Genomic DNA, 22,130 nt, shown 5'->3' with positions numbered 1-22,130 from the left:
GGAAGTATAGGCCCAATGAGTTTCGAACGAAAGTAATTTTAGAAGAATGTGTCAATTCCTGCGTCTGAGAACACCTTTTGATACGCCTCGAGGTCCTCGGGCTGGAGACCCTTTCTGCCGCGCAGCCGGTAGTCGCGTCCCAAGAGGTCGTACTTGCTCTCTCCAAAGTTGTGGAAGGGGAGGAGCTGGACGCGGGTGGCGCCGACCTCCGCAAGGCGCGCTGCCATCATGCCTGCCACCTGCACGGAGTCGTTGAACCCCGGTATGACGGGGATTCGCACGAGGACGTCCGTGCCTGCGGCAATCGCGCGCGCCGTGTTGGCGAGGATGAGGTCGTTCTCCACTCCGGTGCCCGCGCGATGCGCGCGCGCGTCGCCGTGCTTCATGTCTATGTAGACGTGGTCGAGGAGTCTCGTCACGGCGTCGAAGGCCGCGGGATTCACGTGGGCGGTGGTCTCCATGTTGGTGTCGACCCCCTCTTCGTGCAGGCGCTCAACGAGCTCTCGGCAGAAGTCCGGCCACACGAGCGGCTCGCCGCCCGAGATCGTGACGCCCCCGCCGCTCTGACGGTAGAAGGGGAGGTCCTTCAGGCACTCCTCGAGAACTTCCTCGACGTCCTTGGTCTCTCCCACGACCGAGAGCGCTCGCATGGGGCATGCCTGGACGGCTCTTCTGACGTGCTCGTCTCTTGCGTCGAGTGTGCCGACGTCGACGTGGCGCCTGCTGCCCGTCTTGATCGCTCGCGCTCCGGGCAGCTCCTCGAGGCACCTCCCGCACCCGATGCACGCCCTCTCGTTCCACTCGACCTGGGGCTCGCGCACCTGGCTCTCGGGGTTCGAGCACCAGTAGCAGCGCAGGGGGCAGCCCTTGAGAAAGACCACGGTCCGGATCCCCGGCCCGTCGTTGAGGCTAAACTTCTGAATGTTGAACACGGTCGCCGTCTGCATGGCCTCTCCTTGATATCCGCCCTATGAATAGGGTAGTGAATTTTTGAATGAAAGTAAATTAAGTTACGAACATTGACAGTACTCGAGATTCTTGGTATACCCGAGTGGCAGGGGATGCGAGAGAGAGGAACCACCATGGTCGATAATCACTTCGGGGAGCCCACCGCGCGCATGAGCCAGTTCAGAGACGAGCTGCTTGACGCAAAGCCTCAGGTAGACGTCGAGCGGGCGGTCATCACCACAGAGGTCTACCGGGAGAATGCCGATCAGCCCCTGGCCCTCAAGCGCGCCCTCATGCTCAAGCGCGTCCTCGAGGAGATGACCATCTTCATCGAGCCCGAGACGCTGATCGCGGGCAACCAGGCCTCGTCCAACCGCTCGGCCCCGATCTTCCCGGAGTATGCGATGAGCTGGGTCATCGACGAGCTGGACAAGTTCGACCAGCGCGACGGCGACCGCTTCTACATCAGCGAGGAGAACAAGCAGAAGCTCCGCGACATCGCGCCGTTCTGGGAGCACAACACCCTGCTCGACCGCGGCCTGGCAGCCTTCCCGCCCCATTCCAAGCTCTTCTACGACCTGGGCATCATCAAGAGCGAGGGCAACATCACCTCGGGTGACGCCCACTGTGCGGTCGACTACGGCGCGGTCCTGCGTCTGGGGCTCAAGGACTTCCAGCGCCGCGCTGCGGAGAAGCTCGAGGAGCTCGACCTCACCGACTACCGCAACATCCACAAGAGCCACTTCTACCGGGCCGTTATCATCGTCGTCGACGCCATGAGGGCGTTCGCCGCCCGCTATGCGGCGCTCGCCCGCGAGGAGGCGGCCAAGGCCGACGAGCTCGGGGACGTGCCTCGCGCCCACGAGCTGCGCGACATGGCCGCCGCCCTCGACCGCGTCCCCTTCGAGCCGGCACGAACCCTGCGCGAGGCCGTGCAGTCCACCTGGCTCGTCCACCTGGCGCTGCAGATCGAGTCCAACGGCCACAGCCTCTCCTACGGGCGCATGGACCAGTACCTCTGGCCCTTCTACGAGGCCGATCTCGAGGCCGGGCGCATCGCGGAGCCCGAGGCCTGCGAGCTCATGGGCAACCTCTGGCTCAAGACCTACACCATCAACAAGATCCGCTCGTGGAGCCACACGCAGTTCTCGGCGGGCTCGCCGCTCTACCAGAACGTTACCGTGGGTGGCCAGAGGCTCGTCGACGGGAAGGCCGTCGACGCGACCAACCCCATGAGCTGGCTCATCCTGAAGTCCGTGGCGCAGTGCCACCTCACCCAGCCCAACCTGACCGTCCGCTACCACAAGGGGCTGCCCGACGACTTCATGGCCGAGTGCATCGAGGTCGTGCGCTGCGGCTTTGGCATGCCCGCCTTCAACGACGACGAGGTCATCATCCCGAGCTTCATCGAGAGGGGCGTTGCACACGAGGACGCGTACAACTACTCGGCCATCGGCTGCGTGGAGACGGCCGTCCCCGGCAAGTGGGGCTACCGCTGCACGGGCATGAGCTTTCTCAACTTCCCCAAGGCCCTGCTCATCGGCATGAACGACGGGGTCGACCCCGCAAGTGGGACGCGCCTGCTCGACCACACGGGCCTGCTCGAGGACTTCACGAGCTTCGATGACGTCATGGCCTGCTGGGACAAGACCGTGCGCGAGATGTGCCGCCAGTGCGTGATCATCGATGCGACCTGCGACATGGTCCTCGAAGAGGACACCGCCGACGTCCTGTGCTCGGCGCTCACCGACGACTGCATCGAGCGCGGCCTCAACATGAAGGAGGGCGGCGCCCACTACGACTTCATCTCCGACCTGCAGGTGGGCATCGCCAACCTTGCCGACTCGCTCGCGGCCATGAAGAGGGTCGTCTTCGAGGACCATGCCGTGACGCCCGCCGAGCTTCGAGACGCCCTGGAGGCCAATTGGGCCGGTGAGAAGAACCAGCGGATTCGCCGGCTCATGCTCGACGCCCCCAAGTACGGCAACGATGACGACTACGTGGACGGTCTCATCCGCGCCGCCTACGACTGCTACATCGACGAGATGAAGAAGTACCACAACACGCGCTACGGCCGAGGGCCCATCGGTGGTACCTACTACGCCGGCACGAGCTCGATCTCCGCGAACGTGCCGCAGGGGGCGGGCACCCTCGCTACGCCCGACGGCCGCTGCGCCGGCGAGGCGCTCGCCGAGGGTTGCAGTCCCAGTCACGGCGCAGACCGTCTGGGGCCCACGGCGGTCTTCAAGAGCGTCGCCAAGCTTCCCACCGACCAGATCACGGGCGGCGTGCTGCTCAACCAGAAGATGGTGCCCCAGGTCCTGGCCAAGGCCGAGAACCGTGTCAAGCTCGCCCAGCTCACGCGGGCCTTCTTCGACCAGCTTCACGGCTATCACGTGCAGTATAACGTCGTGAGCCGCGACGTTCTGCGCGACGCACAGGCCCACCCCGAGAAGCACCGCGACCTCATCGTGCGCGTGGCCGGCTACTCCGCATTCTTCAACGTGCTCTCCCGCGCCACCCAGGATGACATCATCGAGCGCACCGAGCAGACGCTCTAGGAATCACTCGCGTTCGACGGCCTCCGACTCGAGCTGCGACCAAGGCTACTTTTCCCACCATACCCGAACGCCAATTACGGTGCCTTTTTTCGCCGGAATCAGGCGTTCGGGTATGGTGGGGTTTCTAGCAGGTGGCCTTTTGTGGGCCACGGGCGGCTACGCCGTCGTGCTCGAGGTCGTCGTGGTGCCCTTCTTGGTGCTCGTGGAGGAGCCGGTCGTGCTCGACGTGGTCCCGCTCGAGGTCGTGCCGGTGGTTCCCGTTGTCGTGCCCGTCGTGGAGCTCGTGTCACCCGAGGCGTCGTCGCCCGAGGTCGTGGTGTCCGACGGGTCGCTCGAGCCCGTGCCCGCGTCCGTGGAGGTGTCGGAGGTGGTGTCTCCCGACGCGTCGCCCGAGGTCGCGGAGTCATCGGTCGTGGTCGTGCCCGTGGGGGCGGTGCCGGTCGTCTTGTCGTCGGTCGGGGCCGCGTCGGGCGTGCCCGCGGAGGGCTCCCGGGGCTCGGCCTGCTGCTCGCCGGTCGTCTGCGCCGTGGTGCCCGTCACATCCTGCGTCTGCGAGGAGGAGGTGGAGGTCGTCCCGATGCCGGTCCCCTGGGTGGCCACGTTCACCACGAGGGCGAAGACAAGGACCGCTACCACGCCCACACATGCCGTCACGATCGTGACGCGTCGGCGAATGAGGGCCTGTCGGCGCGCGTGGGCGGCGTGGCGCACCTCGTGCGGGGCGATGGGCGTGCCCGAGTCCGACACCTGCTGGACCTGCGTGCGGCCCGAGACGGACGTGGGTTGCCAGGGCTCTCGTTGGCTCGTGCGGCCGTCGTTGGTCGCGACGTCTCCGACGGCCGTCACGTCGGCGCCCACGTCCGCACCATCCGCATCGTCATCGTCGTCCGAGCCGAACGCGCGTAGCTTCTCGGCGGAGGAGGACAGGATGCTCCGGTAGATCTGCGAGGCGGCGGCGGACGCCACCGCGCCTATGACCACGCCGATGACGGACCCCGCGAGGCCGATCTGCGACGAGAGGGCGAAGGACGTGGCGGCGGCCAGCCCGCTCGCGACGATCTGGGACACCGAGAAGTCCCCGAGGACGCTCTGCTTCGCTGAGGAGCCCTCGGCTTGCACCGCGGTCTTTCCCTCGGCCTGCTCTCTGGGCCGCTCCTGTACCTTGGTCTCGTTGGTAGACGACAAGACGATCCCTTCCTCTCCCGCATGCCTCTTCTCCCACGGTACCCATGAGCGTATCCGAGTGCCGCTACCGCAGGGTGAACCTCACGAAGAGCAGACAACCACAAGGCTTCCTAAAAAGGGAAATCGCAGCGTTTTTTATGCCCCTGTCGGGGTATCATGGGGCCGCCGCGTTCTTCCGGAGCTTCAACATATGGAGGTCATCATGCTCGTAAATGCTACTGCCATGCTTCAGAGCGCACAGAGGGGCCACTATGCCATTGGCGCCTTCAACACGAACAACCTCGAGTGGGCGTCGGCGATCCTCGACGCCGCCGAGGAGCTCCAGTCACCGGTTATCATCCAGTGCACGAGCGGTGCCGCCAAGTGGCAGACGAGCTTTCGCATCGTGGCGGACCTCGTGCGTGACCTCGTGGAGGACAAGAACATCACCGTGCCGGTGGCCCTGCACCTCGACCACGGCACCTACGAGGACGTCTTCAAGTGCATCGACGCCGGCTTCACCTCCGTCATGTACGACGGCTCCCACGAGGAGAGCTTCGACGTCAACCTCGCACACACGGCTGAGGTCGTCAAGGCCGCCCACGCAAAGGGAATCTCGGTCGAGGCCGAGGTCGGTGGCATCGGTGGCACCGAGGACGGCGTGACGTCGCAGGGCGAGCTTGCAGACCCCGCGCAGTGCCTCGCCATCGCCGAGCTGGGCGTCGACTTCCTCGCCTGCGGCATCGGCAACATCCACGGCATCTATCCCGCCAACTGGGAGGGCCTGTCCTTCGACCGGCTCTCCGCAATCACGGCCAAGACCGGGGACCTGCCGCTCGTCTTGCATGGTGGCACCGGCATCCCCGTCGACCAAATCAAGAAGGCCATCTCCCAGGGCATCTGCAAGCTCAACATCAACACGGATCTCCAGCTCGTCTTCGCCGAGGCCACGCGCGCCTACATCGAGGCGGGCAAGGACCAGGACGGCAAGGGCTACGATCCCCGCAAGCTCCTCAAGCCCGGCCGTGACGCCATCTGCGCGCACACCAAGGAGCTTATGGTGGAGTTCGGCTCCGACGGCAAGGGCTGGGACTAGCGCCTGCGTGGCATCGTTTCTTGGGGGTGGCCTCGACTTCTCGTCGGGCCGCCTTTTTTCGGTAGTTTTTTCAGCCGACTTTTACCTATCTTCAACTTTTGTGCCGTCCGAACGCGAGCGACCCCTGAGTCGCGCGAGTGCCTAAGGTGGCTTCTGGAAATGAATTCGAGGGCTTCGGAGGGGCACGTATGAGCGAGAAGAACGCCCTGCTCGCAGCTATCGAGAAGACCGCGCGCGAGCGGCCCGAGACCGTGTGCTATCGCGCGCGCGGAGCGGCCCCCACGACGTATGGCACGCTGTGGTCTCAGGCGACCGCGCTCGCGAGTGCCCTCGCGGACCGCGTGCCTGGCCAGGGTCCCGTGATCGTCCTGGGGCACAAGGAGGCGCTCACCGTCGCAGCGTTTCTCGGCTGCCTCATGAGCGGGCACGCCTACGCGCCCGTTGATGTGGAGCTCCCGACCGCACGCGTCCGTGACATCGCGAGCCAGATTCCCCACGCCACGCTGCTTGCAACCTGCGACGTTCCGAGGGGCCTCGCGGATCTTCTGCCCACGGCCCGCCTGCTCGACGCCCGCGCCCTCGTGCGCGCCGCAGCGTCGCAGGAGGCTCCCCTGGTGCCCTGTCCCCGTGAGCGGTGGGTCACGGGCGACCAGACGCAGTACGTGATCTTCACGTCCGGCTCGACGGGCCGCCCCAAGGGCATCGAGGTCACGGCGGCGAACGTGGCCAACTTCACGAGCTGGCTCACGACGTTCCCCGTGGTCGCGGATGGCGGGCGCGTCTTTCTCGACCAGGCGCACTACTCGTTTGACCTCTCGGTCTACGAGCTCGCGGGCGCGCTCGCCACGGGTGGGTGCCTGCACGCCGTGGGCCCCGACCTCGCAGGGGACTTCCCCGCGCTCTTCTCGGACCTGGCGACCTCCGGAATCGAGGTCTGGGTCTCTACGCCGTCCTTCGTCGACCTCTGCCTCGCCGACAAGAGCTTCGACGCGCGTCTCCTGCCCCGCGCGCGGCTGTTCCTGTTCTGCGGCGAGGTCCTGCACCACACGACCGTCCGCGCCCTGCGCGAGCGCTTCCCCGAGGCCCTCGTGACCAACACGTACGGTCCGACGGAGTCCACGGTCGCGGTCACCTACGCCCCGGTCACCGATGCCGAGCTTGCCGATCCGACGCCCCTGAGCGTGGGGCGTCCGCGCCCGGGCACCGAGCTTCGCATCACGGATCCCCAGACCGGCGCGCCCGTGCCGGAGGGCGCCACCGGTGAGATCGTCATCTGCGGGGACACCGTGGCGCGCGGCTACTACGAGAGCCCCCAGAAGACTGCGGCGGCGTTCTTCGACGCCACGCTCGTCGACGGCACCCCGACGCGCGCCTATCGGACGGGCGACCTCGGTCACCTGGACGAGCGGGGCATGCTCTACTGCGAGGGGAGACTCGACGCGCTCGTGAAGCTCAACGGCTATCGGATCGAGCCCGGCGAGGTCGAGGGCGCCCTGGAGGCCGTGGAGGGCGTCGCCCAGGCGGCCGTGGTGCCGCGCGTCCGTGCCGGGCGCACGGACAGCCTCGTCGCGTTTGTCACCTGCGAGCCGGGGGGAGCCGCGGCCCTTGCGGGCACGGCCGAGCCCAGCGAGTTCGAGGTGGCGCGTGCCCTCAAGGAGCTCCTCGCGGCCACGCTGCCGGCCTACATGGTGCCGCGCCGCATACGCGTGGTCGACGCCCTTCCCCTGACCGCCAACGAGAAGGTCGACCGCGCGGCGCTCGCCGCGAGCGTCGTCCGGCGCAGGTAAGCGCATGGAGTTCTTCTCGGATCCCAGCTTCTTCGCCCTGCTCGCCGTCGCGCTCGCGGGCGCGGCCGCGCTCGGCCTTACCGAGCGGCCGCTGCGCCACTACGCGCTCGCGGTCTCGGTCGTGTTCCTGGGCTGCCTCTTCTTCAGGACGCCGGTCGAGCTCGCGGCCCTGGGGGCGTTTCTCGTGGTCTCCCGCGGGGCGACGCTGTGGTGCGCGGCGGCTCCCACCCACGCGCGGCGCTTCTACGCGGCCGTGGGCCTCACCGTCGCGCCGCTCGCGCTCTACAAGGTCTCGGCCGTCTTCGACCAGAGCCTCTGGGGGTTCGTGGGGATCTCGTACGTGACGTTCAAGGCCACGCAGGTCGTGATCGAGGTCCACGACGGGCTTATCTCCCAAGACGAGCTGGGCCTCGAGGACTGGCTCAGCTTCCTGCTGTTCTTTCCGCAGTTCACCGAGGGCCCCATCGATCGGAGCAGGCGCTTTGCGGCCGACGCCCACGCCACGCCCACGCGCGACGAGTACGCGGGGCTTCTCGCCCGCGGCATCCTGCTGCTCCTGATCGGCGCCGTCTACAAGATGGTCCTCGCCGAGCTCGCGCACCGCTTCTACGCGCCCGCCGCCTGGGGGTCCTCCGACGTGGGCACGGAGCTCCTCGCCCAGGTCAAGACCGCCTACCTCTACGGGCTCTACCTGTTCTTCGACTTCGCCGGCTACAGCCTCATGGCCATGGGGGCGAGCTTTTGCCTGGGGATTCGCTGCCCGCGCAACTTCCGTGCGCCGTTTCTTGCCACGGACATGGTGGACTTCTGGAACCGCTGGCACATCACGCTGTCTACCTGGTTTCGCGACTTCGTCTTTATGCGCTTCACGCGTCTGATCATGCGTCGCAGGCTCATCCGCGACCGGGTGAGCGTGGCTCAGGCGAGCTTTGTGGTGGACATGCTCGTCATGGGGTTCTGGCATGGGGTCTCGCCCGGCTACGTGGGCTACGGCCTCTATCACGGGGTCCTGCTCGCGGCGACGTATGGGATTCAGAAGCGCTCGAAGTTCTACCGGGCGCATCGCGGCCAGGTGTGGTTTACGCTGGTTTCGTGGTTCGTGACGCTTCAGCTCGTGATACTTGGTTTTGCGCTGTTCTCGGGACAGATTGGCATGCTCGTGGAAGGGGCACTCAATGGCTAGCTCGGATGACGAGGTCAAAGACAAGATGCTTGGCCTGCTCGAAAGCGTCTGCGACGACGAGGAGGTGCGTGCCCACCCCGACGAGGACCTGTTCGAGCTCGGCTTTCTGGACTCGATGGCGGCAATCGAACTGCTCGTGGGCATAGAGGAGGAGTTCGGCGTCTCGATTGCCCCGACCGAGGTTGAGCGCTCCCAGATGAACACGGTGAACAAGATCGTGTCCCAGGTGGCACGCAGGCTCTAGATGGCGTGCGAGAAGGACATGCGGGGCGAGTGCGACGCGCCCGAGGGGCCGGGGCCTCGCGGCCACCTCGGGCCGGGGATGCGCCTGCTCGCCTGCGTGGCGGCGGGGCTGGTGGCGCTCGGTCTGGGCGTGGCGGCCTTTGCCACGTGGGCGCTGCCCGCCAACGGTGCCGCCGACCCCTCGAAGCTCTACGACTACGTTTACGCGAGCGGCAAGTCCGAGAACGCCGACTTCGTGCTCAACAACATGAGCGCGGAGGGCTACCTCTGCTTTGGCTCGTCCGAGTTCTACATCTCCAAGAGCCTTGTCTCCATGGTGCCCCAGGCCGTCTTTGGCGAGAACAACACGGGCGTGGATATGACGTTCATCGGCGAGGGCTACGACCAGAGCCTGTGGCAGGCCATCGCGGCGGGCGCCTACGGCAGCCGCGTGCCCAACAAGAAGGTCATGCTCATCGTCTCTCCGCAGTGGTTCTTCAGGGGCGACGGGGAACAGCGCAAGTTCTACACGAAGTTCTCCTACTCGCTCTATCGGACCCTCATGCGGAACCCGGACGTCTCCGACGACACCAAGGCAGCCGTGCGCGCCCGCTGCGCCGCGCTGGGAATCGATGACGCCACGCTGGCGGCCGGCGCGCGCGACACACCCCTCGACGCCCTGAACGACGTGGCCTACGCGGTGACGGACGCCTGGCGGCTGCGCTCGGACCTGAACAACATCGTGCAGATCGCGCCCTCGAAAAGCCTGACACGCCAGGCGGGGACGTCGACGGGAGAGCCGGACTGGGACGCGCTTCTCGGCGAGGCCCGCTCGGAGGGCGCGGCCGCGACCACCTCGAACGACTACGGGATCTATGACGCGTTCTGGGAGAAGAACCATGGCTTCGACCCCGAGCTGTTCCAGGACTTCTCAGAGGCCGATGCGGAGTACGACGACCTTGCCCTGTTTCTGCAGGTCTGCCGCGAGGTCGGCCTGGAGCCGCTCGTGTGCATCCTGCCCGTGAACGGTGCGTGGTACGACGTCTCCGACGTCACCGCGGACGAGCGCAGCGCATACTACGCGCGCGTGCGCGGCATCTGCGACGACGCCGACGTGGCCTACGCCGACTTCTCGAGCTGCGAGTACGAGAAGTACTTCCTCTGTGACACCGTGCACCCCGGCTGGGTCGGCTGGGTGAGGATCGAGCAGTCGTTCTACGACTTCGTGAACGGGCGTGACGATGCGTTTCTAGGTGGGGGCGGATACGGTGACGCCGAGGGTCTTGCCGCCGCTGCGACGGGCGCGGGAGGGGAGCCCCAATGAGCTCCGGGAAAGCGAGGCACCCGCTCAAGGAGGCCGACCGGCGCCTGCGCTCCCTCGCCGACGCCCGCCCCGGCCTCGTGGCCGCGCTCGCGGGCGTGGCCGCCCTGGGCATGGGCGCGCTGCTCGTGTGGTTTCTCGTCTTCTCCGGTCTGAACGAGCCGGTGCCCTTCATCTATGACGGCTTCTAGGGGGCAGAGGCGGGCGTCGGTCGGGGCGCTCGCGGGCGTTTTCATGGCGGCACTCGCGCTCGTCTGTGCGGTCGCACCCGCGCTCGCACGCGCCGACGAGGCGCTCCTGCCGTCGCCAGACGACCTCGAGCAGCAGGGCCTCTCGGTCGAGCCCGACGAGTCCGAGATCGATGAGCCCGTCGACCCCACGGACCAGGGCCACGAGGCCCCGATCGGCGCGGAGCCGGAGGGTCTGACGCTCGACGAGGAGCTCGACGCATACTTCGCGCGGAACTTCTCGGCATCCGGGCTTCCCGGGATTGCCGTGGCCGTCGTAAGCTCCGACGAGGTTCGCTACGAGGCCACCTTCGGTGACGTGGAGAGCGTGGACGACACCTTCCTGGTCGGCTCGCTGTCCAAGTCGCTCACGGCTCTCTCGATCATGCAGCTCGTCGAGCGGGGACTCGTGGACCTCGACGCGCCGGCGGTGACCTATGCGCCTGGCTACGACGTGTCGTCCGTCGTGTCCGTGCGTGACCTGCTCAATCAGACGAGCGGCTTTGGCTACTACGAGTCTCTGGCCGACGCGCAGGTGGGGGACACCCTGGGGAGCTTCTCGTACGCGAACGCGAACTACGACCTGCTCGGGCGCATCGTCGAGAACGTGAGCGGCCTTACGTATGGGTCCTATCTGCGCAAAAACGTCTTCGGTCCCCTGGGGATGGCCGACGCGTCCGTGCCGGGGGAGCTGGAGCGCGCACCCGAGGCCGTCGGTCACCGCAGCTGGTTCGGGGCGTACGTAGCCGATGGCTTTATCCACGAGCAGGGCGATGATGCCTGGGGCGGGTCGGCCTCCGGCTACGTGCGTGCGAGCTTGTCCGACATGGTCTCCTACCTGCAGATGTATCTGAACAGCGGCGCGGGCGCGCTCTCGGCGGCCGGCATCCATCGCATGGTCTTCGATCGCGTGAGCGACGGGGGCGACACGTACTACGGCATGGGATGGACGACCTACACCTGGGACGACGGCGAGCTCGTGCTTTCCCATGACGGGCAGGTCGAGAACTACGCGGCACGCATGTGCGTGCTGCCGGGGCGCGACCTTGCCGTCGTCATGCTCGCGGACGCAAACGACGAGTTCGGGGGCAACGACACGTTCTTCTCGATGGGAGATGACGTGCTCACGATGGCCATCGGCGGCGAGCCGCAGGGAATCGACGCGGCCGAGCACGTGGAGTCTCACGTAGCCTATGACGTGGCGTACGCGCTGGCGCTCGCGGCGGCGGCAGCTCCGCTCGTGCTGACGGTGGCGCGCACGCTCAAGGGAAGGCGTCCTAGACGGACGGGCGTGGCCCGGGGGATTCTCTCTGTGGGTCTGCACGTTCTTTTGCCTTCCTACCTGCTTGGACTTCCGGGTGCGCTCGGCATGCGCTTTGAGGACTTTGCGGACTTTTATCCGGATCAGGCTGTCGTGCTCGTGGCAGGTACGGCGCTGCTCGCGGCTGCGGGGGCGCTGAAACTGGCCCTGTGGCTGTGCGCGAGGCGGCAAAGGAGACTTGTCAATAGATTTTAGAGTAGACCCCTTCTATCCCAAAAAGTGGCAAGCTTCTGACCTGAGCTTCTTCTGGAGCCAAGGGCCTTGATACAAGGGATGCCGGCGAAAATCTATTGACAAGTCCCCTCTGGGGTTGCGGGAGGCTGCGAGGTGTCCCGACCTTGGGTGGTGAACCTTTCACCTTGGTCGGCTGCCGCAACGCGGATTGGGGCAAGGCCTTGATGCTAGGGGCTTCTCGTTGTGACCCTCTGCGACGTTTGCCCACATGATGCGGGGCGAGAAAGGCGCCACGGCCCCGTTTGCATCAAAAACTCGCACCAATCCGCACGCATGCCGCACGCACCCGCGTGGGCAGCCCTAGTTCGGCCGGGCCGTGCAGACGCCCTCTGCCGCACCGGGCTGGGCGAGGTCGGCGAGAGTCTTGCCGTCAAGATAGGACGACGTCACGCGGCCGAGGTCGCGCCAGATGCCCACGGTCGTGCAGGTCTCGAGTTGAGGGCAGAACTCCCCGTTCGTGCAGTCGAGGCAGTCCACGGGCGCGAGGCTGCCCTCAGCGGCGCGCAGGAGCTCGCCCAGGGTGTAGTCCTCGGGTGCGCGCGTGAGCTGGTAGCCGCCCCCCTTGCCGCGCTGGCTCTTCACGAAGCCAGCCTTGTGCATGAGCGAGATGACCTGCTCAAGATACTTGCGCGAGATGTTCTGACGTCGCGCGACGTCGCCAAGAGACACCCAGCCGTCATGGACGGCCAGGTCGGCCATAGCGCGCAGGGCGTACATGCCCTTCGTGGAGAACATTGCTGCCATGGTGCCTCCTTCCAGTTGGTGGATGGATCCGCTCGCCTACCCCTCGCGTGCCTCGAGCATCTCCTCGAGCGTGCGCCAGGCGAGCTCGGCGCACTTGACGCGGGCGGGCATGTGGGCGATGTCGCGCAGAAGCACGCCGCCCTCGAGGGGCTCGAGCGCCGCCTCGTCGGTGACCTCGCCGGTGAGCATCTGCCTGAAGAGCTTGCAGAGCCCGATGGCTTCCTCGGGGGTCTTGCCCGTCACGAGGTCGCTCATGATGTCGGCGCTCGCCTGGCTGATGGCGCAGCCGTGTCCCGTGAAGGCGGCCTCGGCGATGGTGCCGTCGTCTCCCAGGCGCACCGAGAAGGTCAGCTCGTCGCCGCACGAGGGGTTCACGCCCTCGTGGGTGCAGGTGGCGTCCTCGAGCTCGTACTTGTAGTCCGGGTGGGCCACGTGGTCCATGAACTCGGCGTTATAGAGATCAGTTACTGCCATGGAAGACCTGCCAAACCTGGTTGAGGGCGTCGATCAGACGGTCGACGTCCGCTGCGTCGTTGTAGAAGGCCACGCTCGCGCGGCAGCTGGCGAGGTTCTCCACCTTGAGCCAGGAGAGAAGGGGCTCGGCGCAGTGGTGACCCGCCCGGATGCAGACGCCCGACATGTCAAGGATGCTCGCTACGTCGTGCGGGTGCACGTCGCGCACGTTGAAGCTGATGACGCCATGATGGCGAGAAGGGTCCGCGGACCCGATGAGGTCAACGAAGTCGAGCTCGCCGAGGCGTCCCATCGCGTAGGAGACGAGCGCCGCCTCACGTGCGGATACGGTCTTGTAGCCCACAGCCTGCGTGAGGTAGCCCAGGGCCGTGCCGGTGGCGTAGATGCCAGCGGCGTCCTGCGTGCCGGCCTCGAACTTCTCGGGGACAGGGGCCCACACGGCATCCTGCTCGGTGACGGAGTCAATCATCTCGCCGCCCGTGAGCATGGGCTCCATGGCGTCGAGAAGCTCGTGCTTGCCCCAGAGCGCGCCGACGCCCATGGGGCCGAGCGCCTTGTGGGCCGAGAACGCGAAGAAGTCCGCACCCAGCTCGCGCACGTCGATGGGCAGGTGCGGCACGGACTGCGCGCCGTCGACCACCACGTAGGCGCCCTGGGCGTGCGCGGCGGCCGCGATCTTCTCGACGGGCAGGCGGCACCCCATGATGTTGGAGACCTCCGCCACGGCCACGATCTTGGTGCGCGACCCGATCTTGGCGGCGATCTCCTCGTCCGAGAGCGTCCCGTCGACGGACGGGTAGAGGTAGACGAGGGTGGCACCCGACGCGTGACAGGCCTGCTGCCAGGGGATGAGGTTGGAGTGGTGCTCCATGATGGTGACGACCACCTCATCGCCGGCTCCGAGCACGAAGGGGCCAAAGGACTTGGCCACGAGGTTGAGCGACTCGCTCGTGTTGCGCGTGAAAATCACGTCGGTGGCGTCCGGGCGGCCGTCGGCGTCCATGGCGCCGATGAGCTGCGCGACCTGGGCACGCACGTCCGCGATCGCGGCGGTCGCCTCAACGGACAGGCTGTAGAGGCCGCGCAGCGGATTGGCGTTCATGGTCTCGTAGAATCGCCTCTGGGCGTCGAGGACGCACGAGGGGCGCTGAGCTGTGGCCGCGCTGTCGAGAAACGCGAGGTCAGGGTGGGAGGCCAGGAGCGGGAAGTCCGCCTTGAACGGGTTCTTCCTGATGTCAGGGGCGTCGGGGCCAAAGATGGACATGATTACTCCTCGCTCGTGGTGCGCGCGTCGTCGAAGTCGTGGGCCACCTCGTCGCCGAGGACGCGCTCGGCCTGGGCGAGCGCGGCGGCGTGGGAGGCCGGCTCGGGGGCGTTCATGATGGCGTCCTCGAACAGGGCGCGCACGAAGAGCCGCTCGGCCTCCTTGAGGGAGAGTCCGCGGTTCTGGATATAGACAAGCTGCTCGGGGCTCACCGAACCGATTGTGGCGCCGTGGTTGCCCAAGACGTCGTCCTCGTCACAGAGGATGACGGGGACCGTCTTGTTGACGACGTCGTCACCGAGCACGAAGACGGTGTCGGCCTCGTTGCCCTTGGCACCCTTGGCGCCGTGGATGAGGTCGATCGTGGTGCGCAGGCTCTTCTTGGCAGCGTCCTCCAGGACGCCGGACTCGGAGATCTCGGCGCGCGTCATGCGACCACGCTGGCGCACGACGTGGTTGACGTCGAGCACCTGCGCGCCGTTGACGTGGTAGCGGCAGGAGAGATCGATGCGCGCGTGAGCGCCCGCGAGGTCGCAGGCCAGGCCGAGCGCGACCGTTCCGCCGCCGAGCGCGAACTGGCTCACCTCGACGTGGGCGTTAGCGTCGGCGGAAATCCCCACGTTGTCAAGGTGCTGCTGAGCCTCGCCCACGCCGATGATCTCGATGATGCTCACATGGGACTTGGCCTCGGCGAAGACGCGCAGAAGCGAGCCGGACGTGGCGTGTGCGGCTGCGGGGTCGGCCCCTCCCGTGACGGCCACGACGATCGTGGCCTCGGCGCCCTCGCGGACTATGACGCCGGTGTCCGCGACCTCGCCAGCATCGGCGTTGATGCTCACGACGATGGGCTCCTCGCGCACCGTACGCGCCGGGACCTCCACGTAGCGCGCGTCGGCAGCCTGGGAGACGGCCCAGTCGCGCACGCGCTCGCCCATGCCGCACTCGACGCGGTCGAACAGGCGCGGCAGGGCGAAGTAGACGCTGCCCTTGCGGGAGCGTACGGGCACGCTGAGCGTGATGTCGTTGGTGTTCAGGCGGTTCCAAGTCTGCTCGGGGGCGGTGTTCACGCGCTCGAGGGTGAGGGTTCCCTGCGCGCCCGCCTCGGGCGGCGTGGGGCTGTTCTTGGTAAGCATTATCCGATGGCCCCTTCCATCTCGAGCTTAATGAGATTGTTCATCTCCACGGCGTACTCCATAGGGAGCTCCTTGGAGACGGGATTGGCGAATCCGTTGACCACGAGCGTGCGAGCCTCGCCCTCCGAGCAGCCACGGCTCATGAGGTAGAGGATCGTGTCGTCGGAGATGCGGCCGATCGTGGCCTCATGGCCCACCTGGGCGGTCGCGTTGCGCACGTCCATGGCGGGAATGGTGTCTGAGCGGCTGATGTTGTCGAGCATGAGCGACTGGCAGCTCACGGTGCAGCGCGCGCGGTCGGCGTGCCTGCCCACCACGATGGAGCTCCGGAAGGTGTTGATGCCGCCGTCCTTGGAGATGGACTTGGTGTCCACCGAGGTCGTGGTGTCGGCGCCGTTCAGGATGACCTTGCAGCCGGTGTCGAGGTCCTGCGTGGCACCGGCGAAGGTGATGCCGGTGAACTCGCAGCTCGAGCGATCGCCTGCCAGGATGGTGGTGGGGTAGAGGTAGGAGACGTGGCTGCCAAAGCTGCCCGAGACCCACTCCATCTTGGCGTCCGCCCCGATGCTGGCGCGCTTGGTGTTGAGGTTGTACATGTTCTTGGACCAGTTCTCGATCGTGGAGTAGCGCAGGCGTGCGCCGTCCTTCACGAAGAGCTCCACCGCACCGGCGTGCAGATTGGCCTCGTAGTACTTGGGTGCCGAGCAACCCTCGATGAAGTGCAGGTCGGCACCCTTCTCCACGATGATGAGCGTGTGCTCGAACTGGCCCGCGCCGGCGGCGTTCAGGCGGAAGTAGCTCTGCAGCGGGTAGTCCAGAGTGACGCCGGCCGGCACGTAGACGAACGAGCCGCCGGACCACACGGCGTAGTGTAGGGCCGCGAACTTGTGGTCCGAGGGCGGGATGAGCGTGCCAAAGTACTCGTGGACCATGGGCTCGAGCTCGGGGTCGTGCAGCGCGTCCTCGATGGTGGTGTAGACGACGCCCTGCTTGGCGACCTCATCGCGCATGTTGTGATAGACGATTTCGGAGTCGTACTGGGCGCCCACGCCGGCCAGGCTCTCGCGCTCGGCGGCCGGGATGCCCAGGCGCTCGAAGGTGTTCTTGATGTCGGTCGGGACGTCGTCCCAGCTCTTGGCCTGCTTGGTCTTGGGGGCCACGTAGGTCGAGATGTGGTCGAGGTCGAGCCCGGCGATCGACGGACCCCAGTTGGGGGCCATCTGACGGTCGTGGTAGGTCTCCAGCGCGTCGAGGCGCATCTGGAGCATCCAGTCGGGCTCGTCCTTCTTGGCCGAGATGGACCGGACTATCTCGGGGGTGAGGCCGTCGCTGTAGCGCTCGTAGCCCTCCTCGGGCATGACGAAGTCGTAGAGGGAGCGATCGACGTCGGCGACCTCGGTGCGCTTCTTGCTCACTTGGCATCACCCGCCAGAGCCTCGGTCTCGAGGGCGCTCTCGTAGCGCTCGAAGCCGGTCTTGTCGATTTCGTCGATGAGGCCGGCCGGGCCCTCGGCCACCATGCGGCCCTTGACCATGACGTGCGTGCGGTCGACGGCGATGCGCTCGAGGATGCGCGTGTTGTGCGTGATCACGATGAGGGCGCCGTCGCACTGCTCGCGGTAGGCCTCGATGCCGCGCGAGACCACGCCGAGGGCGTCCACGTCCAGGCCCGAGTCGGTCTCGTCGAGAATGGCGAGCTTGGGGCGCAGGAGCAGGAGCTGCAGCATCTCGATCTTCTTCTTCTCGCCGCCCGAGAAGCCTACGTTGAGCTCGCGCATGAGGAAGCTCTGTTCGAGGTCGAGCTGGTCGGCGATCTCTCCCACGCGCTTGCGGAACTCGCGTGCGGTGCTCTTGAGCTCGGGGCGCATCTGACAGATCGTGCGCAGGAAGCTGTAGAGGGGCACGCCCGGAACCTCGACGGGAGCCTGGTAGGAGAGGAAGATGCCGGCAAGCGAGCGCTTGTCGGGGGAGAGCTCCGTGACGTCCTCTCCGTTGAAGGTGATGGTGCCGGAGCTGACCTGATAGACGGGGTCACCCATGATGACGTGGCCGAGCGTGGACTTGCCGGCCCCGTTGGGACCCATGAGCACGTGGCTCTCGCCCTCGCCGACCGTGAGGTCGACGCCGTGCAGGATGGGCCTGTCCTCGATCCCCGCGGACAGGGAGCTTATGTTGAGTAGCTGCGTTGCCATTGTCTCTCCTCTGCTGGGCGTGCGCGCGCCGCGCACTTCTGCTGCTTGCGACCGCCCGAAGGTGGCTCAATTCATACTAATCAGTAGGGAATTAAAGGCAAGCCGAGAGAGGCAAAAAACAGGGTGAGACAACAATTGCTCTTTTCGTAGTGGCATTTGAGCGGCGACACTGCCCAAGTACCCGGTCCCGTCGCCGTCTCTCCCACAGGGTACGTACCCTGTGGGAGCGCGCGGCCCTTTCAGGAGAGATTCCGAGCCCCCTGGACGTTCCTGAGGGATGTCGGTTCCGGACGAGGTGCCGCTACGCCCAAGACGCGTGCGCCCAGGGTGAGCCAGAGCTGCGCGAGGCGTCGCCGGGACACTTCGTGGCCTGCTGGTACGCGCCGGGCTACGAAGGGTAGGACGGCGTTTCCTGTGCGTTACCGCGTGTGCCGCGTGTGCGGCCTGCCGTCATCGAGAATGACCGCAAGGCCGACAAGGACGACGAACGCGATAAGGGCGACCTTCTTCATGACTAACCTCCGCAGGGTGGGCTGGGGCCGACGGGCCCTTGACGTTCTCAGCGTCTCATGGGCGCTGCCCGCACGCCATCGAAGTGCCTAGTCTGTGGCTTGCGCTTTCGTAAGGTTGGGTGCGCGGGCCGCCCTCTTCCGCCCGCTCCCTCTTCCATTGTTGCCTGCGCGTCTCGGTCCGTCTGGCGTGTGCGGACCCCGTCCCACCTTGTCGTAAGATGAGAAGACGAATGTGTGACAGGAGGATTCATGGCGCTTTCCAGAGAAGACGTGGCGGACATCGCGGACTACGCGCGCATCGCCCTCACGGATGCGGAGCTCGACGAGATGACCACCTACTTGAACGAGGCCGTCGGGCTGCTCGAGCCCATACGCGAGTACGACCTCGCAGGCGTCGAGCCCACCTTCCACCCCATCGGTGACCTCTCGAACGTGATGGCAGACGACGTGCCCGATACGACCGAGCGCGCGCTGCCCCTTGACGTGGCGCTCTCCAACGCGGGCTCGACGCGCGACCGCAGCTTCCGCGTCCCCTCCATCCTGGGCGCCGAGGGGGGCGATCGCTGATGGCCAACGTCGACGAGCTCTCCGCCGCACGCATCGCGGCGGGCGTCCGGGCGGGGGACTTCTCGGCGGTCGAGGTCGCGCGCGCCGCTCTCGACGCCGTCGAGACCCGCGAGCAGGACGTCCAGGCGCTGCTCCAGGTCTCGGCCGACCTCGCTCTCGAGCGTGCCGCCGCGACTGACGCCGCACGCGCGGCCGGGGCGCCCCTGGGGCCGCTCGCCGGCGTGCCCGTGGCGGTGAAGGACAACATGCACCTCGTGGGCACGCGCACGACCTGCGCCTCCCACATGCTCGAGCGCTACGAGTCCACCTTCACGGCCACCTGCGTGCAGCGCCTCATCGACGCCGGGGCCACGCCCGTGGGCAAGGCCAACATGGACGAGTTCGCCTTTGGGTCCTCCACCGAGTCCTCGGCCTTCCACCCCACGCTCAACCCCTGGGACACTGAGCGCGTGCCGGGCGGCTCCTCGGGTGGTTCGGCCGCGTCCGTCGCGTCCGGTGAGGTCACGGTCGCCCTGGGCTCCGACACGGGCGGTTCCATCCGCCAGCCGGCATCCCTGTGTGGCGTGGTGGGCATGAAGCCCACCTACGGCGCGGTCAGTCGCTATGGCGTGGTGGCCTTTGGGTCCTCGCTCGACCAGGTGGGCCCCTTCGGCCGACGCGTCGAGGACGTTGCCCTGGCCATGAACGCGCTCGTGTCCGGCGGCCGTGACCCCTATGACTCCACGTCGCAGGACTGCCCCGTGGACTTTCTCGCGCACCTCGAAGACCCCGTGGGCGGACGTTGCGTGGGCGTGGTGCCCGAGCTCATGGAGGCCGCCGGCCTCACCGACGAGGTGCGCCGCGCCGTCGAGCGCGCCGGGCGCGCCCTCGTGGACCAGGGGGCCGAGCTCGTGGAGGTTGAGCTTCCCCACGTCGCCTCGGCCATCGCGGCCTACTACGTGATCGCGCCCTGCGAGGCCTTCTCCAACCTGGCCCGCTTCGACGGCGTGCGCTACGGCTATCAGGAGCCGGGATGCGCGACGCTCGCCGAGCAGACGTCGCTCTCGCGCGCCCGCGGCTTTGGCGAGGAGGCCAAGCGCCGCCAGCTCCTGGGCGCCTACCTGCTCTCCTCGGGCGTCTACGAGCGCTACTACTACCCGGCCCAGCAGGTGCGCACCCTCATCACCCAGGACTACGAGCGTGCCTGGGAGCGCTGCGACGTCATCCTCATGCCGGCCTCGCCGCGCACGGCCTTCAAGCTCGGCGAGATCTCCGACCCCACCCAGATGTACGCGTCCGACCTGTTCACGATCTCGGCCAACATCGCGGGCAACGGCGCCGTCTCCGTGCCCCTGGGCCTGGGCGACGCCACGCACCTGCCCGTCTCGGCGCAGCTCCAGGGGCCGGCGTTCAAGGACCGCACGCTGCTCACCTTTGCCCGTGCGATCGAGCGGTCCTTTGACGCCCAGGGCCTCGTGGCGCCCGACTTCACCGGGAGGGGGGGTGAGCTCAGATGAAGAAGCTCGCCGAGGTGCTGCAGGACTGGGAGGCCGTCATCGGCCTCGAGGTCCACACCGAGCTCACCGCGCTCGAGACCAAGATGTTCTGCGACTGCCGCCTCTCTCACGACGACCCCCCCAACACCAACGTCTGCCCGGTCTGCCTGGGCATGCCGGGAGCCCTGCCCGTGCCCAACGAGAAGGCCATCGAGTCGATCGTCATGGCGGGCCTGGCCTGCGGCTGTCAGATCCAGCGCCACTCGATGTTCTATCGCAAGCACTACTTCTATCCGGACATGGCCAAGAACTTCCAGACCACCCAGGGCCCGGTCGCCTTCTGCATGTACGGCCAGCTGGACCTGGAGGTCGACGGCGAGGGCGCCCGCGAGCGCCCCGACACCACGATCCAGAAGGCCGCCGACGGCTCCTACGTAGCGCCCATTCGCATCCTGCGCATCCACATGGAGGAGGACGCCGCCAAGATGGTGCACGTGGGCGGCGAGGAGGGCCGCATCACCGAGGCCACCGAGTCCCTCATCGACTACAACCGCTGCGGCACGCCCCTCATCGAGCTCGTCACCGAGCCCGACCTGCGCACTCCCGAGGAGGCGCGCCTGTTCATGGAGGAGCTGCGCCAGACCTTCCTCACGCTCGGCATCTCCGACTGCTCGCTCGAGTCGGGCTCCATGCGCTGCGACGGAAACGTGAGCCTGCGTCGCCGTGGCGAGACCCGCCTGGGCACCAAGACCGAGCTCAAGAACATCAACTCCTTCAAGAGCCTCCACGATGGCCTCGAGTACGAGATCTGCCGCCAGGCCGAGGCGCTCGAGGAGGGCGGCATCGTCTACCAGGAGACGCGGCACTGGGAGCCCTCGCGCAGGCGCACCGTGGTGATGCGCGTCAAGGAGACGGCCGACGACTACCGGCTCTTCCCGGACCCCGACCTCGCCCCGTTCGACCTCTCCGACGAGTTCATTGAGCGCTGCCGCGCGCGCATACCCGAGCTGCCGCGCGCCAAGCGCGACCGCTACATGGCCGATTTTGGCCTCAAGCGCGCCGATGCGGCCCGTCTCGCCGGTGACCCTGCCACGAGCGCCCTCTTTGAGCGCGCCGTCGCGAGCGCGGGCGAGAAGGTCGTGCCCACCATCGCCAAGGTGATGGTCAACCTCATCCCGGGCCACGACGCGCTCACGCCCGCGCAGGTCGCCTCCCTGGCGGGCCTTCTCGCCGCCGACGCGATCACGTTCGCGCAGGCTCGTGAGGTCCTGGATGCGGTGGACGGCACCGATGACGACCCCGAGGCTGTCGTGGACGCCCGCGGCATGCGCCAGTCCACGGACGCCGGGGCCCTTGCGGCCATCGTGGACGAGGTCCTGGGCCGCTGCGCCGACCAGGCCCAGCAGTATCGCGACGGCAACACGAAGGTTGTCGGGTTTCTCGTGGGGCAATGCATGAGGGCGGCCAGGGGCTCGGGCAATCCCAAGGCCTTCAACCAGCTTCTGACCGAGCGACTCGAGGCCTAGCGCCTTCTTTTCCGGGCCCTTTTCCGAGCTTGGGTTCGCGCGGGGTGGCCCCTTGAGGGTCACTCCGTGCGTCCGCGCAGCTCAGTGGTCACATCTGCCGCACAGGCGACTCCCCCCGAACCCAAACCCGGAAAGGTGGTCTTGGGCACGGCGTGTTCCCTCCACTCCCGTGCATGCTAG

General features: G+C 67.0%; 20 protein-coding genes. 12 read left to right on the top strand and 8 right to left on the bottom strand.

Annotated features, from left to right (window positions below; translation table 11 throughout):
- Positions 1 to 38 precede the first annotated feature (38 nt).
- Complete coding sequence (locus INP52_RS07705) at positions 39 to 947, bottom strand: glycyl-radical enzyme activating protein (RefSeq protein ID WP_194370590.1); 909 nt, start codon at positions 945 to 947, stop codon at positions 39 to 41.
- 135 nt (positions 948 to 1,082) lie between these two features.
- Here INP52_RS07705 and INP52_RS07700 point away from each other — a divergent pair, with 135 nt between their 5' ends.
- Positions 1,083 to 3,509: a glycyl radical protein gene (locus INP52_RS07700; protein ID WP_194370588.1), complete on the top strand. Its 2,427-nt coding sequence runs from the start codon at positions 1,083 to 1,085 to the stop codon at positions 3,507 to 3,509.
- Positions 3,510 to 3,665: 156 nt separating this feature from the next.
- Here the strand turns inward: INP52_RS07700 and INP52_RS07695 are convergent, their stop codons facing one another.
- Complete coding sequence (locus INP52_RS07695; RefSeq protein ID WP_194370586.1) at positions 3,666 to 4,694, bottom strand: hypothetical protein; 1,029 nt, start codon at positions 4,692 to 4,694, stop codon at positions 3,666 to 3,668.
- A 202-nt stretch (positions 4,695 to 4,896) separates the two neighbouring features.
- Here INP52_RS07695 and fba point away from each other — a divergent pair, with 202 nt between their 5' ends.
- The 7 genes from fba (at position 4,897) to INP52_RS07660 (ending at position 12,025) form a co-directional block, all read left to right on the top strand.
- Complete coding sequence (gene fba, locus INP52_RS07690) at positions 4,897 to 5,769, top strand: class II fructose-1,6-bisphosphate aldolase (RefSeq protein WP_194370584.1); 873 nt, start codon at positions 4,897 to 4,899, stop codon at positions 5,767 to 5,769.
- Between the two features lie 188 nt (positions 5,770 to 5,957).
- Positions 5,958 to 7,556: an amino acid adenylation domain-containing protein gene (locus tag INP52_RS07685; RefSeq protein WP_194370581.1), complete on the top strand. Its 1,599-nt coding sequence runs from the start codon at positions 5,958 to 5,960 to the stop codon at positions 7,554 to 7,556.
- A 4-nt stretch (positions 7,557 to 7,560) separates the two neighbouring features.
- Positions 7,561 to 8,739, top strand: a complete 1,179-nt coding sequence (gene dltB / locus INP52_RS07680; protein WP_194370580.1) for a D-alanyl-lipoteichoic acid biosynthesis protein DltB — start codon at positions 7,561 to 7,563, stop codon at positions 8,737 to 8,739.
- Entirely contained in the window at positions 8,732 to 8,983 is a 252-nt protein-coding gene (gene dltC, locus INP52_RS07675; protein ID WP_194370578.1) for a D-alanine--poly(phosphoribitol) ligase subunit DltC, read from the top strand. The genes dltB and dltC overlap by 8 nt, the downstream gene beginning before the upstream one ends.
- Entirely contained in the window at positions 8,984 to 10,285 is a 1,302-nt protein-coding gene (dltD, locus tag INP52_RS07670; RefSeq protein ID WP_228478304.1) for a D-alanyl-lipoteichoic acid biosynthesis protein DltD, read from the top strand. It abuts the gene before it with no gap.
- The gene (locus INP52_RS07665; RefSeq protein ID WP_194370576.1) at positions 10,282 to 10,473 is read left to right on the top strand and encodes a hypothetical protein; all 192 of its coding nucleotides are present in this window, start codon (positions 10,282 to 10,284) and stop codon (positions 10,471 to 10,473) included. Before dltD ends, INP52_RS07665 begins: the two co-directional genes overlap by 4 nt.
- A 43-nt stretch (positions 10,474 to 10,516) precedes the next feature.
- Positions 10,517 to 12,025, top strand: coding sequence for a serine hydrolase domain-containing protein (locus INP52_RS07660; protein ID WP_194370574.1), 1,509 nt, complete (start codon positions 10,517 to 10,519; stop codon positions 12,023 to 12,025).
- Positions 12,026 to 12,364: 339 nt separating this feature from the next.
- Here the strand turns inward: INP52_RS07660 and INP52_RS07655 are convergent, their stop codons facing one another.
- The 6 genes from INP52_RS07655 to sufC are packed head-to-tail and all read right to left on the bottom strand — an operon-like array spanning position 12,365 to position 17,870.
- Positions 12,365 to 12,808 (bottom strand): RrF2 family transcriptional regulator, encoded by a 444-nt coding sequence (locus tag INP52_RS07655; RefSeq protein ID WP_194370572.1) that lies wholly within the window; start codon positions 12,806 to 12,808, stop codon positions 12,365 to 12,367.
- 36 nt (positions 12,809 to 12,844) lie between these two features.
- Positions 12,845 to 13,282, bottom strand: a complete 438-nt coding sequence (gene sufU / locus INP52_RS07650; protein WP_194370570.1) for a Fe-S cluster assembly sulfur transfer protein SufU — start codon at positions 13,280 to 13,282, stop codon at positions 12,845 to 12,847.
- The gene (locus tag INP52_RS07645; RefSeq protein WP_194370568.1) at positions 13,269 to 14,546 is read right to left on the bottom strand and encodes an aminotransferase class V-fold PLP-dependent enzyme; all 1,278 of its coding nucleotides are present in this window, start codon (positions 14,544 to 14,546) and stop codon (positions 13,269 to 13,271) included. Before INP52_RS07645 ends, sufU begins: the two co-directional genes overlap by 14 nt.
- Positions 14,547 to 14,548: 2 nt before the next feature.
- Positions 14,549 to 15,679, bottom strand: coding sequence for a SufB/SufD family protein (locus INP52_RS07640; protein WP_194370567.1), 1,131 nt, complete (start codon positions 15,677 to 15,679; stop codon positions 14,549 to 14,551).
- Positions 15,679 to 17,037, bottom strand: coding sequence for a Fe-S cluster assembly protein SufB (gene sufB, locus INP52_RS07635; protein ID WP_332307373.1), 1,359 nt, complete (start codon positions 17,035 to 17,037; stop codon positions 15,679 to 15,681). Before sufB ends, INP52_RS07640 begins: the two co-directional genes overlap by 1 nt.
- Before the next feature lie 53 nt (positions 17,038 to 17,090).
- Entirely contained in the window at positions 17,091 to 17,870 is a 780-nt protein-coding gene (sufC, locus tag INP52_RS07630) for a Fe-S cluster assembly ATPase SufC (RefSeq protein ID WP_194370563.1), read from the bottom strand.
- Between the two features lie 149 nt (positions 17,871 to 18,019).
- Between sufC and INP52_RS10170 the strand changes: the two genes are divergently transcribed.
- The 4 genes from INP52_RS10170 to gatB all read left to right on the top strand — a co-directional run bounded on the left by INP52_RS10170 (position 18,020) and on the right by gatB (position 21,950).
- Positions 18,020 to 18,271 carry an oligopeptide/dipeptide ABC transporter ATP-binding protein gene (locus INP52_RS10170; protein ID WP_228478303.1) on the top strand — a complete coding sequence of 84 codons (252 nt, stop codon included), beginning with the start codon at positions 18,020 to 18,022 and terminating at the stop codon, positions 18,269 to 18,271.
- 360 nt (positions 18,272 to 18,631) lie between these two features.
- Complete coding sequence (gene gatC, locus INP52_RS07620) at positions 18,632 to 18,949, top strand: Asp-tRNA(Asn)/Glu-tRNA(Gln) amidotransferase subunit GatC (RefSeq protein ID WP_194370561.1); 318 nt, start codon at positions 18,632 to 18,634, stop codon at positions 18,947 to 18,949.
- Positions 18,949 to 20,445: an Asp-tRNA(Asn)/Glu-tRNA(Gln) amidotransferase subunit GatA gene (gatA, locus tag INP52_RS07615; protein ID WP_194370559.1), complete on the top strand. Its 1,497-nt coding sequence runs from the start codon at positions 18,949 to 18,951 to the stop codon at positions 20,443 to 20,445. The genes gatC and gatA overlap by 1 nt, the downstream gene beginning before the upstream one ends.
- Positions 20,442 to 21,950, top strand: coding sequence for an Asp-tRNA(Asn)/Glu-tRNA(Gln) amidotransferase subunit GatB (gene gatB / locus INP52_RS07610; RefSeq protein ID WP_194370557.1), 1,509 nt, complete (start codon positions 20,442 to 20,444; stop codon positions 21,948 to 21,950). The genes gatA and gatB overlap by 4 nt, the downstream gene beginning before the upstream one ends.
- Positions 21,951 to 22,130 lie beyond the last annotated feature (180 nt).

The sequence above is a fragment of the Thermophilibacter immobilis genome (genome assembly GCF_015277515.1).
In the GTDB taxonomy this organism is placed as follows: domain Bacteria; phylum Actinomycetota; class Coriobacteriia; order Coriobacteriales; family Atopobiaceae; genus Thermophilibacter; species Thermophilibacter immobilis.
Note: the sequence above shows the minus strand (reverse complement) of the source record. Positions and strands in the feature narration are given on the sequence as shown.